Here is a 19,008-nt window from a genome sequence, read left to right on the forward strand (position 1 = left end):
GGGGAGAATGCACAGCACCATGTCCTTGCTCCGCGCCCTGCTCGGCACCGCCCGCTCGGCCCGGCACGCACCGCGGCTCGCCGCCGCGCTCGTGCCGGACGCCGACATGCTGCTCGACGCCCCGGACGAGCGGCTCTCCCCCGCCCTGGTCGCCGCCGCCCTCGGCGATCCGGAGCCCGCGGCGAAGCTGCTCGCCACCACCCGGGACGCCGGGGAGTGGGAGGACCGCGACCGGTACGTCACCCGGCTCGCCACCTTCGCGTACAACAGGGGCGACTGGCTCACCGGGTGGCTCGCCGCCGCGCCCGGCGATCCCGACGCCCTCCTCGTCACGGCCCAGCTGGCCGTCCGCAGGGCCTGGGAGTCCCCGGCGCGGGCCGAGCGGCTGCGCGAGCTCGCCCCGCTGGTGCGGGAGGTCGCCGACGAGGCCCCGCACGACCCGGTGCCGTGGCGGCTGGCCCTGGACCACGCGCGCGGGGCGCACGCCGGCCACGCGGTCTTCGAGTCGCTGTGGGAGCAGGCCGTGCGCCGTTCCCCGCACCACTACGGCTGCCACGTCGCCGCGCTGAAGTACCTTTCCGCGCAGTGGTACGGCTCGCACCGCGCCGCCTTCGACTTCGCCGAGCAGGCCGCCGACGACGCCGCGCCGGACTCGCTCGTCGGGGCGCTGCCGGTCCGCGCGGCCTACGACGGGCTCCGGGTGCCGCCGGGTCCCGACGGATCCGTGCCCGCCGGCCGGGTCGACCGGGCGGTGGACCGCGCCCTGGCCCTGTCGGCGGCGTTCCCGGCGGGCGACCCGTGGCCCGCCGAGGTCCGCAACCTGCTGGCGTACGTGCTGGTCGAGCGGGGGCGCTGGACGGAGGCGTGGGGGGAGTTCGAACGGATCGGCCCGTACGCGACCTCGTTCCCCTGGGGCGCGCGGGGTGCCGTACCGGCGGACCCTCCCCCGGGCCCTCGGCTTCGCCCGGGCAGGGGGGACCCCCTCCTCCACTTCCTGGCCGCGCGGGACCGGGCGCGGGGCGAGCTGGCCCGCCGGACGCCGCTGCGGGGCACCGGTCGTGGACGGGCCGGACGGGGCGGGCCCGGCGGCCATTAGGCTTGGCCGCTGTGACCACCGCCCGTCTGCCTCTCTTCCCGCTCAACACGGTGCTGTTCCCGGGCCTCGTACTGCCCCTGAACGTCTTCGAGGAGCGTTATCGCGCCATGATGCGCGAGCTGCTCGCGATCGACGACGCCCAGCCCCGCCGCTTCGCCGTCGTCGCCATCCGCGACGGCCGCGAGGTCGCGCCGACGGCCCCCGGCATGCCGGACCAGACGGCGCTGCCGGAGAAGGGCCCGGCGGCGGGCTTCGGCTCCGACCCCGTCCAGGCCTTCCACCGGGTCGGCTGCGTCGCCGACGCGGCGTCGATCCGGGAGCGCGCCGACGGCAGCTTCGAGGTGATGGCCACCGGCACGACCCGGGTGAAGCTGCTGTCGGTCGACGCGAGCGGGCCGTTCCTGACGGCCGAGGTCGAGGAGATCCCGGAGGAGCAGGGCGAGGAGGCGGGCACGCTCGCCGAAGGGGTGCTGCGGGCCTTCCGGAGCTACCAGAAGCGCCTCGCGGGCGCCCGGGAGCGCTCGCTGACGACGAGCGAGCTGCCGGACGAGCCCTCCGTGGTGTCGTACCTGGTCGCGGCGGCGGCGATCCTCGACACCCCGGCCAAGCAGCGGCTGCTCCAGGCACCGGACACGGCGACCCGGCTGCGCGAGGAGCTGACGCTGCTGCGGGCGGAGACCGCGGTGCTGCGGCACCTGCCGTCGCTGCCGGCGGTGGACCTGACGCAGGCCCCGACGTACCCGAACTGAGCCGGCCCCGCCGGACGGACCGAGCCGAGGAAGAACGCGTGGCGAAGAAGCAGAAGAAGAACGGCGGAGGCACTCCGGCGACGGTGGCCCTGACGGCGGCCGGCACGCCGTTCACGCTGCACGCGTACGAGCACGACCCGGCCTCCCCCTCGTACGGCGAGGAGGCGGCGGAGGCGCTCGGCGTCTCCCCCGACCGGGTCTTCAAGACGCTGGTCGCGGACGTCGACGGCGAGCTGACGGTCGCGGTGGTCCCGGTGGCGGGCCAGCTGGACCTGAAGGCGCTGGCCTCGGCGGTCGGCGGGAAGCGGGCCGTGATGGCCGACCCGGCGGCGGCGGAGCGCACCACGGGTTACGTCCGGGGCGGCATCTCCCCGCTGGGCCAGCGCAAGCGGCTCCGTACCGTCCTCGACGCCTCGGCCTCGGAGCACGCGACCGTCTGCGTCTCGGCGGGCCGCCGGGGCCTGGAGGTGGAGCTCTCCCCCGCGGACCTGGCCGCCCTCACCTCGGCGGTGCTGGCCCCGATCGGCCGCGCCTGACGGACGGGCGCGGCCTCCGGAAGGTCCCGCGCCGTCAGTACGAGCCGGGACCCTGCGCGTACGCCTTCGGCTGTCCCCAGGGCTCCGGTTCCGGGTCGCGGGGGCCGAAGGCCGCCGTCAGGGCCAGGTGGACGATCATCGCGGCGAGCGGCCAGGCCAGCATCGCGGCGGCCCCCAGGTGCAGTTCGAGCGGCGCCTCGAAGGCGACGTTCGGGCCGACCGCCTTCGCGTGGGCGACCACGTCGTCGGTGGGGCCGAAGTGCGTTCCGATCCCCCACGCGATCAGCGAGCCCAGGCCGCCGCCGAGCGCCAGGCCGAGGACGAGCGGGACCCCGCCCCTGCGGCGCAGCAGGAAGACGACGAGCGCGGCGGCCGCGCCGAAGGCCAGCGCGAGGAGCACGAACGTCCCGTCGGCGCCGATCGCCTGCTCCCCCTCGGAGTTCCGGAGGTAGACGCCCTTGCCGTCCGAGATGAGCAGGACGCGCGGGGCCAGGTTCAGCCACAGCACCCCGAGCAGCGCCCCCGCGACCGCGGAGAGGAGGGTCACCACCACGCCCTGCACGACCTCGGCCGCCGTGATCGGGTCCCCGGCCGGTCCGAACGGCGGCGGGGGCGGCGGGGGCTGGTCGGGGTCGTTCGGCGGCTGGTGAGGCGGAGTCAGAGGTGCGGTCACCCCGCCATCGTGCCAGGTGTCCCTGTGGCCCGCCTCAGCGGACGGCCGGCCCCGCGCGCGCCCGCCTCAGCCGACGCCGGCTCCCGTACGCGCCCGCCTCAGCGGACGGCGGCCCGCCGGTAGGCCCAGGTGGCGACGGCGAGCGAGCCGAGGCCGACCGCCCCGCACACGGCGAGGTCGACGGCGACGGCCGCCCAGTCGGGGTGCGGGCCGAAGGTGCGGGCGAGGGCTTCCACGCCGTACGTCGACGGCAGCAGGTCCCGCGCCCAGCCGATCGGCCCGGGCAGCCGCTCGGCCGGGAGGACACCGAGGAGCAGGGCCGCCGACATGCCGAGCTGGCCGAGGAGGGTGGCCAGCTCCTGCCGGGGGGCGAGGAGTCCGAGGGCCGCGCCGAGCCCGGCGAGCGCCGCGCCGGCGAGCGGGACGACGGCGCCGAGGATCCACAGGTGGCCGAGGGGCAGTCCGAAGAGGACGGAGCCGGCGACGGCGGTGACCACCGTGCCGGGCACGGTGAAGGAGGCGTACGCCCCGGCCGCGCCGAGGACGACGGCGGCGGGCGGCACGGGCAGCGTGGCGTAGTGGTCGAGGCCGCCGCCGGCCCGCAGCTGCCCGAAGTACTGGGCGAGCAGGTTGAGCGCGACGAAGGCGACGACGAGGACGGTGGAGCCGGCCACGACGGCGCGCGCCTCGGAGCCGCCGTCGACGACCCCGCGCATCAGGACCATGATCCCGATCGACTGGAAGGTGGCGACGAAGAGCAGCGGGATGCGGGCGACGCGGGCGCGGGAGAGCTGCGCCCGGTAGACGGCGGCCAGGGCCGGGAGGAGCCGGGCGCGCGGGGCGAGGGGCGCGGCGGTGTGCTGCGCGTCCCGGCCCGTGGCGGGGAGCGCGCCGGTCGGCAGGGCCTCGGCGGGCACGGTGCTCACTGCGTACAGCTCCTGACGGTCACGGGCGGTTCGTGGCGGATCACGCCTTCACCAGTCCCTCGGTCGCGCCGCCCAGCGCGAGGTACACGTCCTCCAGGCTGGGCGTGGCCAGGGTGAAGTCGTCGAGCGCGGCGAACGCGGCGCCGCCGGTGACGGTGGCGACGGCCGCGCGGGCCTCGTCGGGGGCGAGCCGGAGGTGCCAGCGGCGTCCGGTCTCCTGGGCGCGCCCGCGCAGGGCGGCGACCTCGGGCAGGTGGAGCGGCGGCGCGTCGCGCCACACCAGTTCGACGCGGACCTCGCCGGCGACGCGTTCCTTGAGGCCGGCGGGGGTGTCGCAGGCGATGACCCGGCCGCGGTCGATGACGGCGACCCGGTCGAGGACGGTCTCGGCCTCGATGACGTTGTGGGTGACGAGCAGCACGGTGGTGCCGTGCTCGGCGCGGCGCCGGTCGACGGCGGCCCAGACGGCGCGCCGGGCGACGGGGTCCATGCCGGTGGTGGGTTCGTCGAGGACGAGCACGGGCCGGTGGCCGACGAGCGCGGCGGCGAAGCAGGCGAGTCGCCGCTGTCCGCCGGAGAGCTTCTTGAGGGGGCGGTCGGCGATCTCGCCGAGCCCGAGCTCGTCCAGGACGGCGTCGCGCCCGGCGCGGGCGTCGCGGGCGGTGAGGCCGCGCAGGCGTCCGGTGGTCTCGGCGGCGAGGGAGACGGTCAGCTCGTCGAGGGCGGTGGACTCCTGGCCGAGGTAGGCGAGGAGCCGGGCCGCCCGCTCGGGGTGGCGCACGAGATCGTGGCCGAGGAGTTCGACGGTGCCGGAGTCGGGGCGCATGAGCCCGGTGAGCTGGCGGACGAGGGTGGACTTGCCCGCGCCGTTGGGGCCGAGCAGGCCGAAGACCTCGCCGCCGCGCACGTCGAGGCTGATCCCGTCGGTGGCGCGCACCTCGGGGGTCGCGGGCGCACCGCGCCTGCCGCGCGTGGCGGGGTACGTCTTGACCAGATCCCGCACCACGCACACCGTTCTCACGGGGGAAGAGCCTACGGGGTCGCCGGGCCCGCTCCGGGCGCGGGGGCGGGTTCGGCGGCGGCCCGGACGTCGATCTCGCGCCAGAACCCGGCCCGGATGGCGTAGCGGTCGTGCTCGTCGATCTGGTCGTCCTTGTGGGCGAGAAGTCCGAATCGGGCGGCGTAGCGGAGGAGTTCGCCGTCGATGCGGTGCGGGATGCGCGGGTAGAGGGCGGAGAGCTTCTGGACGTGGCTCTGTTCGGGGAGCCGCTCCATCCACCGGCGGGCGAACACCTGTCCGACCTCGAACGGGTCGCCACCGACGGTGGTGATGTCCTCCTCGCGGTCGGCCCAGCGCTGCTCCGCGCTGGTGAGCGTGGCGAGGGTGGGCAGGGTGGCGGTCTCGGCCGGCTCGCCGAAGGAGGGGGCGGGGCGCTCGATCCAGCCCCGGTCGGAGGACCAGCGGAGTGCGCTCGCGCCCTGCGGCGCCGGGGCGCCCGGGCCGCGCAGTCCCGCGAGGTCCTTGGGGGTGGGGACGCCCTTGCCGTTCACCGGGGAGGGCCCGGACGTGCCGTGGGCGTGCTCGTCGTCGCGGCCGTGGCCGTCGGTGCGGGTGTGCTCGTGGCCGCCGTCGCGGCTCGCGCCGGCGGGGGCCGGCGCCCCGTCCTGTGCGGCCGCGGCGAGGTCCGGCCCGGCGGCCCGTTCGGCGGAGGCGGCGAGGGCCGCCTCGGGCAGCGGCGCGGAGAGGATGGCGGCGATCTCCGGGCGCGGGGCCGGCGGTGGCGGGCAGAGGCCGGCGAGGTCCTTGGCGCGGACGGCGCGGGTGATCCAGGCGCGGTCGAGGACCCGCCGCTCGTCGGCCTCGGCGACGAGGTCCTCGGACTGGTTGTAGTCGCCGTCGGCGGCCTGGACGGCCCACAGGTGGACGGCGACGCCGTGCTCCTTGGCCGACATGAGGCCGGGCAGCAGGTCGCCGTCGCCGGTGACGAGCACGATGTCGGAGCAGGCCCTGTTCCTGGCGAGCTCGGTCAGTTCGGTGTGCATGGCCGCGTCGACGCCCTTCTGCGCCCAGCGCCCGTCGCTCCTGGTCAGAGCGCCGAGCCGGACGGTGACGCGGGGCATCACGCGCAGTCTGCGGTGCTCGGGCTGGGGCACCCGGTCGGGCGCGCCGTCGAACCAGTAGATCCGCAGGAGGGGCAGGGCGGTCTCGGCCTCGGCGCGCTGCCGCAGCTGCTGGATGAGGCCGGCGTGGTCGACGGTGATCCTGGAACGGGCCGGTTCCCCGGCGAGGAGACTGGCGGCGGCGCCCAGCAGATAGCCGGCGTCCACCAGGACGACGCAGCGGTCCACGTGTTCCACCCTCTTTCGTGAGCCTCGGGGTCGGCTCGGGCTCGGAATCGGGATCGGAAGGTGCTCCGGGTTTTCTTCGAGTCTGCCCGACCGCCGGGGGGTTGACCGTCGGAACTGGATCATCGGCGTGGCGGATGTCACGCCCGGGTGGGCCTTTACGGTCCGTAATGATCCAACATGCGGCGCTTCCTGCCGTATGTGAGTCTGACAGCGGCCCTGACCCCTAGGAGCCTTTGAGGAGGCATCCCCATGGCCAAGAACCGCAACCAGAACCGCGGCCAGAAGCAGCAGTCGTCCGCCGAGCGCGGCGTGCAGCAGGCGCAGCAGTCCGCGATGGAATCGCAGTCCGAGTCGCGCGCGAGCCAGGTCACCCCCGGTGACATGGCCCGCAAGGGTCGCCAGAAGCGCTTCGGTCACAACTGACGCGGTCCGACGGCAAAGGGGCGCGCCCGTGACGACGGGCGCGCCCCTTGCGCGTGTACGGGGTGTCCCCGGCCGGTCGGGGCGGGTGGGCTCGACCGGCCGGGGCAGGTGGGCTCAGCCGGCCAGGCAGGACGGGCCGAGCAGCACCTTCAGGTCTCCGAAGAGCGCCGGGTCGGGCTGCACCCGGTGCCGGTCGAGCCGGAGGACGGTCGTCTTCCGGGGGCCCTGGAGCTTGATCCGCACCTCGGTGTTGCCCTTGTGGTGCTTGAGGATCTCTCCGAGCCTGCTGACCATCGGGGGGGTCACCTTCACCGTCGGGATGGTGAGGACCACCGGCGCGTTGGTCCCGGCGTTCGACAGGTCGGGCACCTGGAGTTCCATGGCGACGAGCCGGGGCACGTCCTCGCGCTTGTCCAGCCGTCCCTTCACGAAGACGACGGTGTCCTCGACCAGCTGGGTGGAGACCAGCTGGTACGTGGCCGGGAAGAACATGCACTCGATGGAGCCGGCCAGGTCCTCGACGGTGGCGATCGCCCAGGCGTTGCCCTGCTTGGTCATCTTGCGCTGGAGGCCGGAGATGATGCCGCCGATGGTGACGACCGCGCCGTCGCCGTGCTCGCCGCCGGTCAGCTGGGAGATCGCCGCGTCCGTCTTGTCGGACAGGACGTGCTCGATGCCGAAGAGCGGGTGGTCGGAGACGTAGAGGCCGAGCATCTCGCGCTCCTGGGCGAGCAGGTACGACTTCTCCCACTCGACGTCGGAGAACTCGACGTCGAGGCCGAAACCGGGCTCGTCGCTCGCCTCCTCGCCCATCCCGCCGAAGAGGTCGAACTGTCCCTCGGCCTCCTTGCGCTTGACCGCCACCACGTTGTCGATCATGGGTTCGTGGTGGGCGACCAGGCCCTTGCGGGTGTGGCCCATCTCGTCGAAGGCGCCGGCCTTGATCAGCGACTCGACCGTCCGCTTGTTGCAGACGACGGCCTCGACCTTGTCGAGGAAGTCGGGGAAGGAGGAGTACTTCCCCTTGGCCTTGCGCGTCTTGATGATCGACTCGACGACGTTGGTGCCGACGTTCCGGATGGCGGAGAGGCCGAAGAGGATCACGTCGTCGCCCTGGGCGGCGAAGTTCGACTCGGACTCGTTCACGTTGGGCGGCAGGACCTTGATGCCCATGCGGCGGCACTCGTTGAGGTAGACCGCGGACTTGTCCTTGTCGTCCTTGACCGAGGTGAGGAGTCCCGCCATGTACTCGGCGGGGTGGTTCGCCTTGAGGTAGGCGGTCCAGTAGGAGACCAGGCCGTACGCGGCGGAGTGCGCCTTGTTGAAGGCGTAGCCGGCGAAGGGGACCAGGACGTCCCAGAGTGCCTGGATGGCCTCGTCGCTGTAGCCGTTCTTCTTGGCGCCGGCCTGGAAGATGGTGAAGTTCTTCGCCAGCTCCTCGGGCTTCTTCTTGCCCATGACGCGGCGGAGGATGTCGGCCTCGCCGAGCGAGTACCCGGCGATGATCTGGGCGGCCTTCTGCACCTGCTCCTGGTACACGATGAGGCCGTAGGTGACGTCCAGGACCTCCTTGAGCGGCGCCTCCAGCTCGGGGTGGATCGGGGTGATCTCCTGCTGGCCGTTCTTGCGCAGGGCGTAGTTCGTGTGCGAGTTCATGCCCATCGGGCCCGGCCGGTAGAGCGCGGACACGGCGGAGATGTCTTCGAAGTTGTCGGGCTTCATCAGCCGGAGCAGCGAGCGCATCGGGCCGCCGTCGAACTGGAAGACGCCGAGGGTGTCGCCGCGCTGGAGCAGTTCGAAGGTCTTGGGGTCGTCGAGCGGCAGCGCCAGGAGATCGATGTCGATCCCCTTGTTGGACTTCACCATCTTGACGGCGTCGTCCATGATCGTCAGGTTGCGCAGGCCGAGGAAGTCCATCTTCAGCAGGCCGAGCGACTCGCACTGCGGGTAGTCCCACTGCGTGATGGTGACGCCGTCGGTGTGCCGCACCCAGATCGGGGCGTGGTCGACGATCGGCTCGCTGGACATGATCACGCCGGCGGCGTGCACGCCCATCTGGCGGACCAGGCCCTCGACGCCCCGGGCGGTGTCGATGACCTTCTTGACGTCCGGCTCGTTCTCGTACATCGCGCGGATCTCGGCGGCCTCGCTGTAGCGCGGGTGCGAGGGGTCGGTGATGCCGTTGAGGTCGATGCCCTTGCCGAGGACGTCGGCGGGCATGGCCTTGGTGAGCCGGTCGCCCATGGCGTACGGGTAGCCGAGGACGCGCGCGGAGTCCTTGATGGCGTTCTTCGCCTTGATCTTTCCGTACGTGCCGATCATGGCGACCTTGTCGGAGCCGTACTTCTCCGTCACGTACCGGATCACCTCGACGCGCCGGCGCTCGTCGAAGTCGATGTCGACGTCGGGCATCGAGATGCGCTCGGGGTTGAGGAAGCGCTCGAAGATCAGGCCGTGCGGGATCGGGTCGAGGTCGGTGATGCCCATGGCGTACGCGACGATCGAACCGGCCGCGGAGCCCCGGCCGGGTCCGACGGCGATGCCCTGCTTCTTCGCCCACATGATGAAGTCGGCGACGACGAGGAAGTAGCCGGGGAAGCCCATCGAGATGATGGTGTCCATCTCGTACTCGACCTGCTTCATGCGGTCCTCCGGGATCCCGTTCGGGAAGCGGCGGTGCATGCCCCGCATGGTCTCCTCGCGGAACCAGGTGACCTCGGTGTAGCCCTCGGGGATGTCGAACTTCGGCATGAGGTTCTTGGCCTCGAACATGCCGGCGGTGTCGACCTGCTCCGCGACGAGCAGGGTGTTCGCGCAGCCCTCCTGCCAGGCGTCCGAGGAGTCGACGGCGTACATCTCGTCCGTGGACTTCAGGTAGTAGCCGGTGCCGTCGAACTTGAAGCGGTCCGGGTCCGAGAGGTTCTTGCCGGTCTGGATGCAGAGCAGGGCGTCGTGCGCGCCGGCCTCGTGCGCGTACGTGTAGTGCGAGTCGTTCGTGACCAGCGGCGGGATGCCGAGCTTCTTGCCGATCCGCAGGAGGTCCTCGCGGACCCGGTGCTCGATCTCGATGCCGTGGTCCATCAGCTCCAGGAAGTAGCGGTCCTTCCCGAAGATGTCCTGGTACTCGGAGGCGGACTTCAGGGCCTCGTCGAACTGGCCGAGGCGCAGTCGGGTCTGGAGCTCGCCGGAGGGGCAGCCGGTGGAGGCGATCAGGCCCTCGGACCACTGGGAGATGGTCTCCTTGTCCATCCGGGGCCACTTCTGCAGCCAGCCCTCGGCGTAGGCGTCGGAGGAGAGCTTGAAGAGGTTGTGCAGGCCGGTGGCGTTCGCCGCCCAGATGGTCTTGTGGGTGTAACCGCCGGAACCGGAGACGTCGTCCCTCTTCTGGTGCGGCTGGCCCCACTGGATCTTCCGCTTGTTGCGCCGGGACTCCGGGGCGACGTACGCCTCGATGCCGATGATCGGCGTGACGCCGGCCTTCTTCGCCGAGTGGAAGAAGTCGTACGCCCCGTGCAGGTTGCCGTGGTCGGACATGGCGATGTGGGTCATGCCCATCTCGTTGCACGCGTTGAACATGTCCTTCAGCCGCGCGGCACCGTCCAGCAGCGAGTACTGGGTGTGGACGTGGAGGTGCGTGAAGGGCGGCTTGGTCACGGGGGAGGCCTCCGATGAATTTCTGGGGGGACAGCGTGGAAGTCTACGTCGCGCGAGTGACAGAAGACGGGCACTGGGGGGTACGGTCGCGCGTTGGGAGAGACAGAACATCTGTCCGTATTGTCATGACCAATTTTGCGCCACACCCCGCACCAGGAGGCACCTCGAATGTCGGTCCAGCAGCCCGCCGCAGCCGAACGCGGTGAGCACATCCTCACCGTCTTCGACACCGCCTTCGGCGAGCTCCTCGCCGCCGATCCCGCGGCCTTCCGCGTCAAGTTCCGGAAGATGGCCGGCTCCGCCTTCGCCTTCTACCGCGGCACCGCGTGCCTCTTCTACGCGGACCTGGAGCAGGAGGCCCACGGCGGCCCCTACCTGGACGAACGGACGAGCCGGGTCTGGATCCACGGCGATCTCCACGCCGAGAACTTCGGCACGTACATGGACGCCAACGGCCGCCTCGTCTTCAACGTCAACGACTTCGACGAGGCGTACGTCGGCCCCTTCACCTGGGACCTGAAGCGGCTCGCGGCCTCGCTCGCCCTGATCGGCTACGCCAAGGCGCTCGGCGACGAGCAGATCACCGAGCTCGTCCGGATCTGCGCGGGCGCGTACCGGGAGCGGATCCACTCCCTCGCGACCGGCGCCAAGGACGACGAGCTGCCGCCGTTCACGCTGCACACCGCCGAGGGCGCGCTGCTCGACGCACTGCGCCAGGCCCGTGCCATGACCCGGTTCGGCCTGCTCGACTCCATGACCGAGATCCGCGACTTCGAGCGCCGCTTCTCGGCCGGCGGCGGGGCGATCGAGCTGGACGCGGCCACCCGGTACAAGGTCCTGGCGGCCTTCGACGGGTACCTGGAGACGCTGCCCGAGTCCTCGCTCGTCCGCCCCGACTCGTACCGCGTGAAGGACGTCGTCGGGCGGCGCGGGATCGGCATCGGCTCGGCCGGCCTCCCCTCGTACAACATCCTCCTGGAGGGTCACACCGACGCCCTGGAGAACGACGTCGTGATCTATCTCAAGCAGGCGCAGACCCCGGCGGTCTCGCGGCACGTCACGGACGCGGCGGTACGGGGGTACTTCCGGCACGAGGGCCACCGCACCGTCATCTCGCAGCGGGCCCTCCAGGCGCACGCCGACCCGTGGCTGGGCTGGACGGAGCTGGACGGCTCCGGCCAGCTGGTCGCCGAGGTGTCGCCGTACGCCGTGGACCTGGACTGGTCGGACATCGACGACCCGCGGGACATCGCGGCCACCGTCGCCGACCTGGGCCGGGCGACGGCGGCGATGCACGCCGCGGCCGACGACTCCAGCGACCAGTCGCTCGTGCCGTTCTCCACGGAGCGGGCCATCGACGCGGCGATCGCCGCCGACGAGGAGGGCTTCGCCGACCTGCTGGTCGACTTCGCGCACTCCTACGGCGCGCGGGCGCGGGCGGACCACCAGATCTTCGTGGACCTCTTCCGCAACGGCCGGATCCCGGGACTGCAGGGGCCGGTGGGGCCGTTCACAGGTTCTGTTTAAGGGCCTCTTACCGGCCCTCATGGGACACTCCACCACGATGGACATGGCAGGGACGCAGCTGAGGGCGCTGCGGGCGGCGTTCTTCACGGCACTGGTCGTGACGCTGTCCGTGGCGTCCCACGTGCTGCTCTCCCGCGTGCCGCTGCCGCTCGGGACGGTCGTCCCGGTCGCGGTCGGCGTCTTCGCCGTGGCGTACGCGCTGGCCGGCCGCGAGCGCGGCCTCGGTCCGATCGCCGGGCTCCTCGTCCCGCTGGAGCTGGCCGCCGACACCTTCTTCACCAGCGGTCAGGCGGTCTGTTACGGCCCCGCCGGCGGGCCGGTCGCCGGTTCGCTGCGCTCGGTGGGCGTGGAGGTCTTCTGCGGCGGCGCCGTCGGGACGCCGCTGCCCGGCGTGGTGACCCCGGAGGGAGGGGGCGCGGCCGCCCTGGTCGACTCCCCCGACCCGGTGCTGCCCTGGCTGCTGCTCCTGGCCCATGTGGGCGTGGGGCTCTCGGCGGCCTGCTGGCTGCGCGGCGGCGAGCGGGCGCTCGCCCGGCTGCTCCGTGCGGTGGAGGGCTTCGCGTTCCGGCCGCTGCTGCTGGTGGCGGCCTTCTTCCGGGCCGCCGGTCCGGCGCCGCGGCGGGCCGGGCGGCCCGTGGGGCGGCCCCGGACCTCCCGTGCCCGGCTCCTCGTGCACTCCGTCGGGCGGCGGGGGCCGCCGCGTCCGGTGCTCGCTCTCGTCTGAGCGGGCCCCGACGCGCCCCCCTGCCCTCCCACCCTTCACGGAGATCACGATCATGAGTGCACGCAACAGCCACGCCAACAAGGCCGCCGCCCGCGAGCGACTGCGCGAGGAGCGCGAGCGCCAGGCGAAGAAGGACCGGGCCCGCCGACAGCTGATCGTCGGCGTCTCGGCCGTGGCCGTCCTGGCCGCCGCCGGCGGCATCGGCTTCGCGGTGGTCCAGTCGAACAAGCCCTCCCACTGGGAGTCGGCGGCCGAGGCGAAGACCGTGACGGCCCCGAAGAACACCTCGGGCACCGACGGCACGACCGTCGTCATCGGCAAGGACTCCGCGAAGAAGACCCTGGAGCTGTACGAGGACCCGCGCTGCCCGGTCTGCGCGACCTTCGAGCAGACCGTGGGCTCCACGGTCGAGAAGGACGTCGAGGCCGGCAAGTACAAGATCCGGTACGTCGGCGCCACCTTCATCGACAACGGCATCCCGGGCGAGGGCTCGAAGAACGCCCTCTCGGCGCTGGGCGCCGCGCTCGACGTCGGCCCGGAGGCCTTCCTGAAGTACAAGTCCGCCCTGTACTCCACGGAGTTCCACCCGGAGGAGAAGGACGACAAGTTCGCCGAGGACTCCTACCTCCTGAAGGTGGCGGACTCGGTCCCGGCCCTCAAGGGCAACGCCGGGTTCAGGAAGAACGTCGAGGACGGCACCTTCGACGCGTGGGCGATGAAGATGTCGGAGGCCTTCGACGCCAGCGGGGTGCAGGGCACCCCGACGCTGAAGATGGACGGCAAGCCCGTCACGGTCCAGGGCACGGACAACCCGCCGATGACGGTGGCCGAGTTCGACACGGCGATCGACGCGGCCCTCAAGGCCTGACGCCGCGTCCCCGGACGCGCGAGGGCCCCGGACCTCCTGGTCCGGGGCCCTCGCGCGTCCGGGCGTCGTACGACCCGGGCGTCGTACGACCCGCGCGTCATGCGACCCGCGCGTCCTCCGGGCGACGAGTGGGCGAACTTCCGGAATTCGCCTGCCCCTCGGACGTACCCGTCAGTAATCTGACTGCCCGTGACCAGTCGTTTCATATCACCTGCCCCCACCCGGCGCTCGGTCGTCAAGGCCGCCGCCGCCACCGCCGCCGTCGCGCCCGCCCTCCTGGGCGCGGCCTCCCCGGCGCTCGCGGACACCGGGGCACCCGCCTTCCTCCACGGCGTCGCCTCCGGCGACCCGCTGCCCGACGGCGTCCTGCTCTGGACGCGCGTCACCCCCACCCCCGAGGCCGTGCCCGGATCCGGCCTCGGCCCCGACGTCCAGGTCGGCTGGGAGCTCGCCGAGGACCGCTCCTTCGCCCGGGTCGTCGCCTCCGGCACCACCACGGCGAGCGCCGCCTCCGACCACACCGTGAAGGCCGACGTCCGGGGCCTGCGCCCGGCCACCGCCTACTGGTTCCGCTTCACCGTCGGCACCGTCGTCTCCCCGGCCGCCCGCACCCGCACCGCGCCCGCGGCCGACGCCGCCACGCCCGGCGTGCGCTTCGGCGTGGTCTCCTGCGCCAACTGGGAGTCCGGCCATTTCTCCGCGTACCGCCACCTCGCGGCCCGCGCCGACCTGGACGCGGTCCTCCACCTCGGCGACTACCTGTACGAGTACGCCACCGGCGCCTACCCCGAGGCGAAGTACGTCGTCCGGCAGCACGAGCCGCGCCACGAGATCGTCTCGCTGGCCGACTACCGCACCCGGCACGGGAAGTACAAGACGGACGCCGACCTCCAGGCGCTGCACGCGGCGCACCCGGTGATCGCCATCTGGGACGACCACGAGTTCGCCAACGACGCCTGGTCGGGCGGGGCCGAGAACCACACGCCGGGTGCCGAGGGCGAGTGGGCGGCCCGGGTGGCCGCCGCGAAGCAGGCCTACTTCGAGTGGATGCCGGTCCGCGCCTCCACGGAGGGCACGGTCTTCCGCCGTCTGCGCTTCGGCAGGCTGGCCGATCTGCATCTGCTCGACCTGCGTTCGTTCCGGTCCGCGCCGGCGAAGACGGGCAGCGGCACGGTCGACGACCCGGAGCGGTCCATCACCGGCCGCGCGCAGCTGGACTGGCTCAAGGCCGGGCTGGCCGGTTCGGACGCGACCTGGCAGCTGGTCGGCACCTCGGTGATGATCTCGCCGGTCGCCTTCGGCTCGCTGCCGGCGTACCTCCTGGAGCCGCTCGCCGGGCTCCTCGGCCTGCCGAAGGAGGGGCTCGCGGTCAACGTCGACCAGTGGGACGGCTACACCGACGACCGCAAGGAGCTGCTCGCGCACCTGACCGCGCGGGCGATCCGGAACACGGTCTTCCTGACCGGCGACATCCACATGGCCTGGGCCAACGACGTGCCGGTGAAGGCCGCGACGTACCCGCTCTCGGAGTCGGCGGCGACCGAGTTCGTGGTCACCTCGGTGACCTCGGACAACCTGGACGACCTGCTGCACGTGGCTCCGGGCACGCTCTCGGTGGTGGCCGCGGGAGCCGTGAAGGCCGCCAACCGCCATGTGAAGTGGGTGGACATGGACCACCACGGGTACGGCGTGCTCGACGTGACCGCCGCGCGCTCGCAGATGGACTACTACACGGTCTCCGACAAGACGGATCCGGCCGCGACGGCGGCCTGGGCGCGCTCGTACCGGACGCCGAGCGGAACGCAGCGTGTCGAGCGGGTGTACCAGCCGGTGCTGTGACCTCCGACTGAACGGCGATTTTCAGTCATGATCTCTTGTGTTAACGGGAGATCACATCGCTACGGCGGGTGGTGGGTTCCGGAGACCGAATCCGGACACACCACCCGCCTCTGTCACCCCCTTCGTTACGTCCACGTCTCAAACCCTGGAAGCGACGCAAGTTTTTCTTCCCGATGCCCCGAATTGCCCCACGAATGATTGGGCTTGATCAATGCTCAACGACCTCTGACATGGACGCGTAATCTCCGGGCGGTGGCGAGGAAGTCCCTCTTCACAACCCCCCGCAAGGAGTCACCGTGCGTGCTCTCGTCCGCATATCACCGCGTATGTCACGTCGTATGATCGGCACCGCCGTCATGGCCGGAACCCTGGCCCTGGCCCCGCTGTCCGCCCCGGCGGCCACCCCGTCGACCACCACGCTGGCGTCGGCCGAGAAGTGCGCGGACGGCACCACCGCCCTCTCCGGCGCCCGCAAGGCGAAGGGCGACGCCACCAAGGCCGAGCCCAACGACGTCACCGCCGCCCAGGCCAAGGCCATGGACGAGGACCTGAAGAAGAAGGTCGCCGCCGCCCGGAACGCCGGCCGCCTCAGCGCCGCCACCGCCGCCGCCGGCGCCACCATCCCCGTCTACTTCCACGTGATCCACAGCGGCACGACGGGCAAGCTCTCCGCCACCGCCGTCAGCAACCAGATGGCCGTCCTCAACGCCGCCTACGCGGGCCAGGGCACCGGCAACGTGAACACGGGCTTCCAGTTCTCGCTGGCCGCGACCGACTACACGGACAACGCCACCTGGTACAACCTGTCCTCCGGCTCCCAGGCCGAGAAGGACATGAAGAACACCCTGCGCAAGGGCGGCGCCAACGCCCTGAACATCTACACCGCCAACCTCGGCGGCGGACTGCTCGGCTGGGCGACCTTCCCCAGCTCCTACGCGTCCCAGCCGAAGATGGACGGCGTCGTCATCCTCGACACCTCGCTCCCGGGCGGCTCCGCCGCCAACTACAACGAGGGCGACACCGCCACCCACGAGGTGGGCCACTGGATGGGCCTGTACCACACCTTCCAGGGCGGCTGCACGGGCAACGGCGACTACGTCGCCGACACCCCGGCCGAGAAGAGCCCCGCGTACGAGTGCCCGACCGGCCGTGACTCCTGCACCTCGAAGGCCGGTGTGGACCCGATCCACAACTTCATGGACTACACGTACGACTCCTGCATGTACCAGTTCACCTCGGGCCAGGTGACCCGCATGAACGACTCCTGGGTCGCGTACCGCGCCTGACGAACCGTCGGCGGAACACGGGTGTGGCCCCCGGGGAACTCCCCGGGGGCCACACCCCTTTTCCGTACCGTCCTACAGCTCGTCGAGGAAGGCGAGCGCCACCGACCAGGTGCGCTCCGCCGCCTCCTCGTCCCAGTCGGGCAGCTCCGGGTCCGTGTAGATGTGCCCCGCGCCCCGGTAGCGGTGGATCTCCACCTCCGCCCCCGCCCTGCGCATCTGGAGGTACCAGGAGGACAGCCAGTCGTCCGTCTCGAAGGGGTCGGGCTCGGCCACGTGCAGCTGGACCGGCAGCTCGTCCACCGAGGCGGACTCCGCGAGGTCCGAGGTGCCGTGGAACAGCAGCAGCCCGCGCGCCTTCTCGTCCCCGAGCGCCAGGGTCTGCGCGATCGAGGCCCCGAGGGAGAAGCCCATGTAGACCAGGCCCCGCTCGGAGTAGGGGGCGGCGGCCAGGACCGCGCGCTTCAGCAGTTCGTCCTTGCCGATCTCGTCCCGGAGCTTCACGCCCTCCTCGACGGTCCCGACCGTCCGGCCGTCGTAGAGGTCCGGCGTCCGGACCTGGTGACCGGCGGCCCGAAGCCGCTCGGCGGCCGCCTCGACGGAAGGGGTCAGCCCGTAGGCCGAGTGGAAGAGCATGATGTCCATGCGTCCCATCCTGCCACCCGACAGGACATCCCCGGCCGTCAGCGCATGCTGCGCACGTCGAGGTGGCGCAGCACCCGGTCCACCACCTCGGGATCGGCGCCGGGTTCGCTGCGGGCCGCGAGGATCTCGTGCCGGGCGGCCGACATCAGCTCCCGCTGGATCCGCTGCACCGCCTTGAACCGCTTCGTCCGCTCCACGAAGGCCGCCCGCCGCTCGTCGTCCACCATGTCGGGGCTGATCCGCGCCCCGATGTCGTACGCCCCGCGCATCAGCCGCTCCTGGACCTCCTCGGGCAGCTCCTCGACCTCCTCGATCTCCTTGAGCCTGCGCCTGGCGGCCTTCGCGGCCCGGATCGCCAGCTCGCGCTCCAGGGCGCGCTCGGCGTCCGCGTCGGCCCGCACCCCGAGCCGCCGGACCAGCCAGGGCAGGGTGAGGCCCTGGAAGACGAGGGTGGTGATGATCACGCAGAAGGCGATGAAGACGATCTGGTCGCGGCCGGGGAAGGGGGCACCGTCGTCGGTGCGGAGCGGGATGGCGAGCGCCAGCGCGACCGAGGCCACCCCGCGCATCCCCGCCCACCACATGACGACGGTCTCCCGCCAGCTCATCGGGATCTCCTCGTCGACGTCCCGGAGCGTGTGCAGCCGCTTCGCCAGCCAGGTGGCGGGGAGCAGCCACAGCAGCCGGACGCCGACGACCACGCCGACGACGACGGCGCCCCAGCCGAGCATCTGCCAGCCGTGTCCCTTCGCGACTCCGAAGACGTGGATGAGCTCCAGGCCGATCAGGCCGAAGGCGATGCCGGTGACGAGGGTGTCGACGATCTGCCAGAAGGTCTGTCCGGCGAGCCGGCCCATGACGTCGTCGGCGTCGGCCGCGTGCTCGGCCAGGAAGAGCGCGGTGAGCAGGACGGCGAGGACGCCGGAGCCGTGCAGCTCCTCGGCGACGACGTAGCTCACGAAGGGGACGAGGAGGGTGAGGCCGGTCTGCAGGGTGGCGTCGCCGAGGAGTCCGATGAGCTTGTTGGCGAGCCAGCCGAGCGCCAGGCCGACGGCCACGGCGACCACGGCGGAGAGCACGAACTCGCCGAGCGCCCGGGGCCAGGAGAAGGAGCCGCTGACGACGGCGGAGATCGCCACGTGGTAGAGCACGATGGCGGTGACGTCGTTGAAGAGCCCCTCGCCCTCCAGGATCGACACCAGCCGGCGGGGCAGCCCGAGCGAGCCGGCCACGGCGGTCGCGGCGACCGGGTCCGGCGGCGCGACGAGGGCGCCGAGCGCGAGGGCGGCGGCCAGGGGGAGGCCGGGCACGAGGGAGTGCGCGACCGCGCCGACGGCGGCGGTGGTGACGAAGACCAGGGCGACCGCGAGCAGGAAGATGGGCCGTCTGTTGGCCGCGAACTGCCGCCAGGAGGTCCGCTGCACGGAGGCGTACAGCAGGGGCGGCAGCACCAGCGGGAGGATGAACTCCGGCGGGATCTCGACGTTCGGCACGAAGGGCAGGAAGGCCAGCACGATCCCGACGAGGGTCATCAGGACCGGCGCGGGCAGTCCGAGCCGCTCACCGAGGGGCACGGTGAGCAGGGCGCCGAGGAGCAGCAGGAAGAGCAGGGCCAATTGATCCACGGCCCCACCCTGTCACGTACGTCCTTTTTGGCGCCGATTGCCCCCCTGCGTACGCCGGGAAGCGACGAACGCCACAGGAGGCGGAGGACCG

The 19,008-nt window shown here is 72.2% G+C and carries 16 protein-coding genes; 9 read left to right on the forward strand and 7 right to left on the reverse strand.

Annotated features, from left to right (window positions below):
- Positions 1-7: 7 nt before the first annotated feature.
- Genes IE180_RS13570 through ybaK form a run of 3 tightly spaced genes read left to right on the forward strand, consistent with a single transcriptional unit; the run spans position 8 to position 2,381 of the window.
- Complete coding sequence (locus IE180_RS13570) at positions 8-1,096, forward strand: hypothetical protein (protein WP_190157106.1); 1,089 nt, start codon at positions 8-10, stop codon at positions 1,094-1,096.
- Positions 1,097-1,107: 11 nt separating this feature from the next.
- Positions 1,108-1,845: an LON peptidase substrate-binding domain-containing protein gene (locus IE180_RS13575; RefSeq protein WP_190157107.1), complete on the forward strand. Its 738-nt coding sequence runs from the start codon at positions 1,108-1,110 to the stop codon at positions 1,843-1,845.
- Positions 1,846-1,883: 38 nt separating this feature from the next.
- Positions 1,884-2,381, forward strand: a complete 498-nt coding sequence (gene ybaK / locus IE180_RS13580; RefSeq protein ID WP_093876569.1) for a Cys-tRNA(Pro) deacylase — start codon at positions 1,884-1,886, stop codon at positions 2,379-2,381.
- Positions 2,382-2,415: 34 nt separating this feature from the next.
- Here ybaK and IE180_RS13585 read toward each other — a convergent pair whose 3' ends face one another.
- From IE180_RS13585 to IE180_RS13600, 4 genes are all read right to left on the reverse strand, one after another.
- Positions 2,416-3,054, reverse strand: a complete 639-nt coding sequence (locus IE180_RS13585) for a DUF2567 domain-containing protein (RefSeq protein ID WP_190157108.1) — start codon at positions 3,052-3,054, stop codon at positions 2,416-2,418.
- 98 nt (positions 3,055-3,152) lie between these two features.
- A complete protein-coding gene (locus IE180_RS13590; protein ID WP_373302757.1) occupies positions 3,153-3,980 on the reverse strand; it encodes an ABC transporter permease in 828 nt (275 codons plus the stop codon).
- Between the two features lie 40 nt (positions 3,981-4,020).
- A complete protein-coding gene (locus tag IE180_RS13595) occupies positions 4,021-4,992 on the reverse strand; it encodes an ABC transporter ATP-binding protein (RefSeq protein ID WP_190157377.1) in 972 nt (323 codons plus the stop codon).
- Between the two features lie 20 nt (positions 4,993-5,012).
- The gene (locus IE180_RS13600; protein WP_190157109.1) at positions 5,013-6,338 is read right to left on the reverse strand and encodes an NYN domain-containing protein; all 1,326 of its coding nucleotides are present in this window, start codon (positions 6,336-6,338) and stop codon (positions 5,013-5,015) included.
- Between the two features lie 240 nt (positions 6,339-6,578).
- On the opposite strand from IE180_RS13600, the gene IE180_RS13605 reads away from it, so the two are divergent.
- A complete protein-coding gene (locus IE180_RS13605; RefSeq protein WP_190157110.1) occupies positions 6,579-6,752 on the forward strand; it encodes a hypothetical protein in 174 nt (57 codons plus the stop codon).
- Between the two features lie 114 nt (positions 6,753-6,866).
- Here the strand turns inward: IE180_RS13605 and dnaE are convergent, their stop codons facing one another.
- The gene (gene dnaE, locus IE180_RS13610; protein ID WP_190157111.1) at positions 6,867-10,406 is read right to left on the reverse strand and encodes a DNA polymerase III subunit alpha; all 3,540 of its coding nucleotides are present in this window, start codon (positions 10,404-10,406) and stop codon (positions 6,867-6,869) included.
- 168 nt (positions 10,407-10,574) lie between these two features.
- Here dnaE and IE180_RS13615 point away from each other — a divergent pair, with 168 nt between their 5' ends.
- The 5 genes from IE180_RS13615 to IE180_RS13635 all read left to right on the forward strand — a co-directional run bounded on the left by IE180_RS13615 (position 10,575) and on the right by IE180_RS13635 (position 16,650).
- Positions 10,575-11,933, forward strand: coding sequence for a DUF2252 domain-containing protein (locus IE180_RS13615; protein ID WP_190157112.1), 1,359 nt, complete (start codon positions 10,575-10,577; stop codon positions 11,931-11,933).
- Between the two features lie 37 nt (positions 11,934-11,970).
- Positions 11,971-12,657: a hypothetical protein gene (locus IE180_RS13620; RefSeq protein WP_190157113.1), complete on the forward strand. Its 687-nt coding sequence runs from the start codon at positions 11,971-11,973 to the stop codon at positions 12,655-12,657.
- A 52-nt stretch (positions 12,658-12,709) separates the two neighbouring features.
- Positions 12,710-13,525 (forward strand): DsbA family protein, encoded by an 816-nt coding sequence (locus tag IE180_RS13625; RefSeq protein WP_190157114.1) that lies wholly within the window; start codon positions 12,710-12,712, stop codon positions 13,523-13,525.
- Positions 13,526-13,714: 189 nt separating this feature from the next.
- Entirely contained in the window at positions 13,715-15,364 is a 1,650-nt protein-coding gene (locus IE180_RS13630; RefSeq protein WP_190157115.1) for an alkaline phosphatase D family protein, read from the forward strand.
- A 338-nt stretch (positions 15,365-15,702) separates the two neighbouring features.
- Positions 15,703-16,650: a zinc metalloprotease gene (locus tag IE180_RS13635; RefSeq protein WP_190157116.1), complete on the forward strand. Its 948-nt coding sequence runs from the start codon at positions 15,703-15,705 to the stop codon at positions 16,648-16,650.
- Positions 16,651-16,722: 72 nt separating this feature from the next.
- Here IE180_RS13635 and IE180_RS13640 read toward each other — a convergent pair whose 3' ends face one another.
- Together IE180_RS13640 and IE180_RS13645 are read right to left on the reverse strand one after the other, a co-directional pair.
- Positions 16,723-17,292: a dienelactone hydrolase family protein gene (locus tag IE180_RS13640; RefSeq protein WP_190157117.1), complete on the reverse strand. Its 570-nt coding sequence runs from the start codon at positions 17,290-17,292 to the stop codon at positions 16,723-16,725.
- Between the two features lie 38 nt (positions 17,293-17,330).
- Entirely contained in the window at positions 17,331-18,917 is a 1,587-nt protein-coding gene (locus tag IE180_RS13645) for a Na+/H+ antiporter (protein ID WP_190157118.1), read from the reverse strand.
- Positions 18,918-19,008: the final 91 nt, after the last annotated feature.

This window comes from Streptomyces litmocidini, from assembly GCF_014649755.1.
Classification (GTDB): Bacteria; Actinomycetota; Actinomycetes; order Streptomycetales; family Streptomycetaceae; genus Streptomyces; species Streptomyces litmocidini.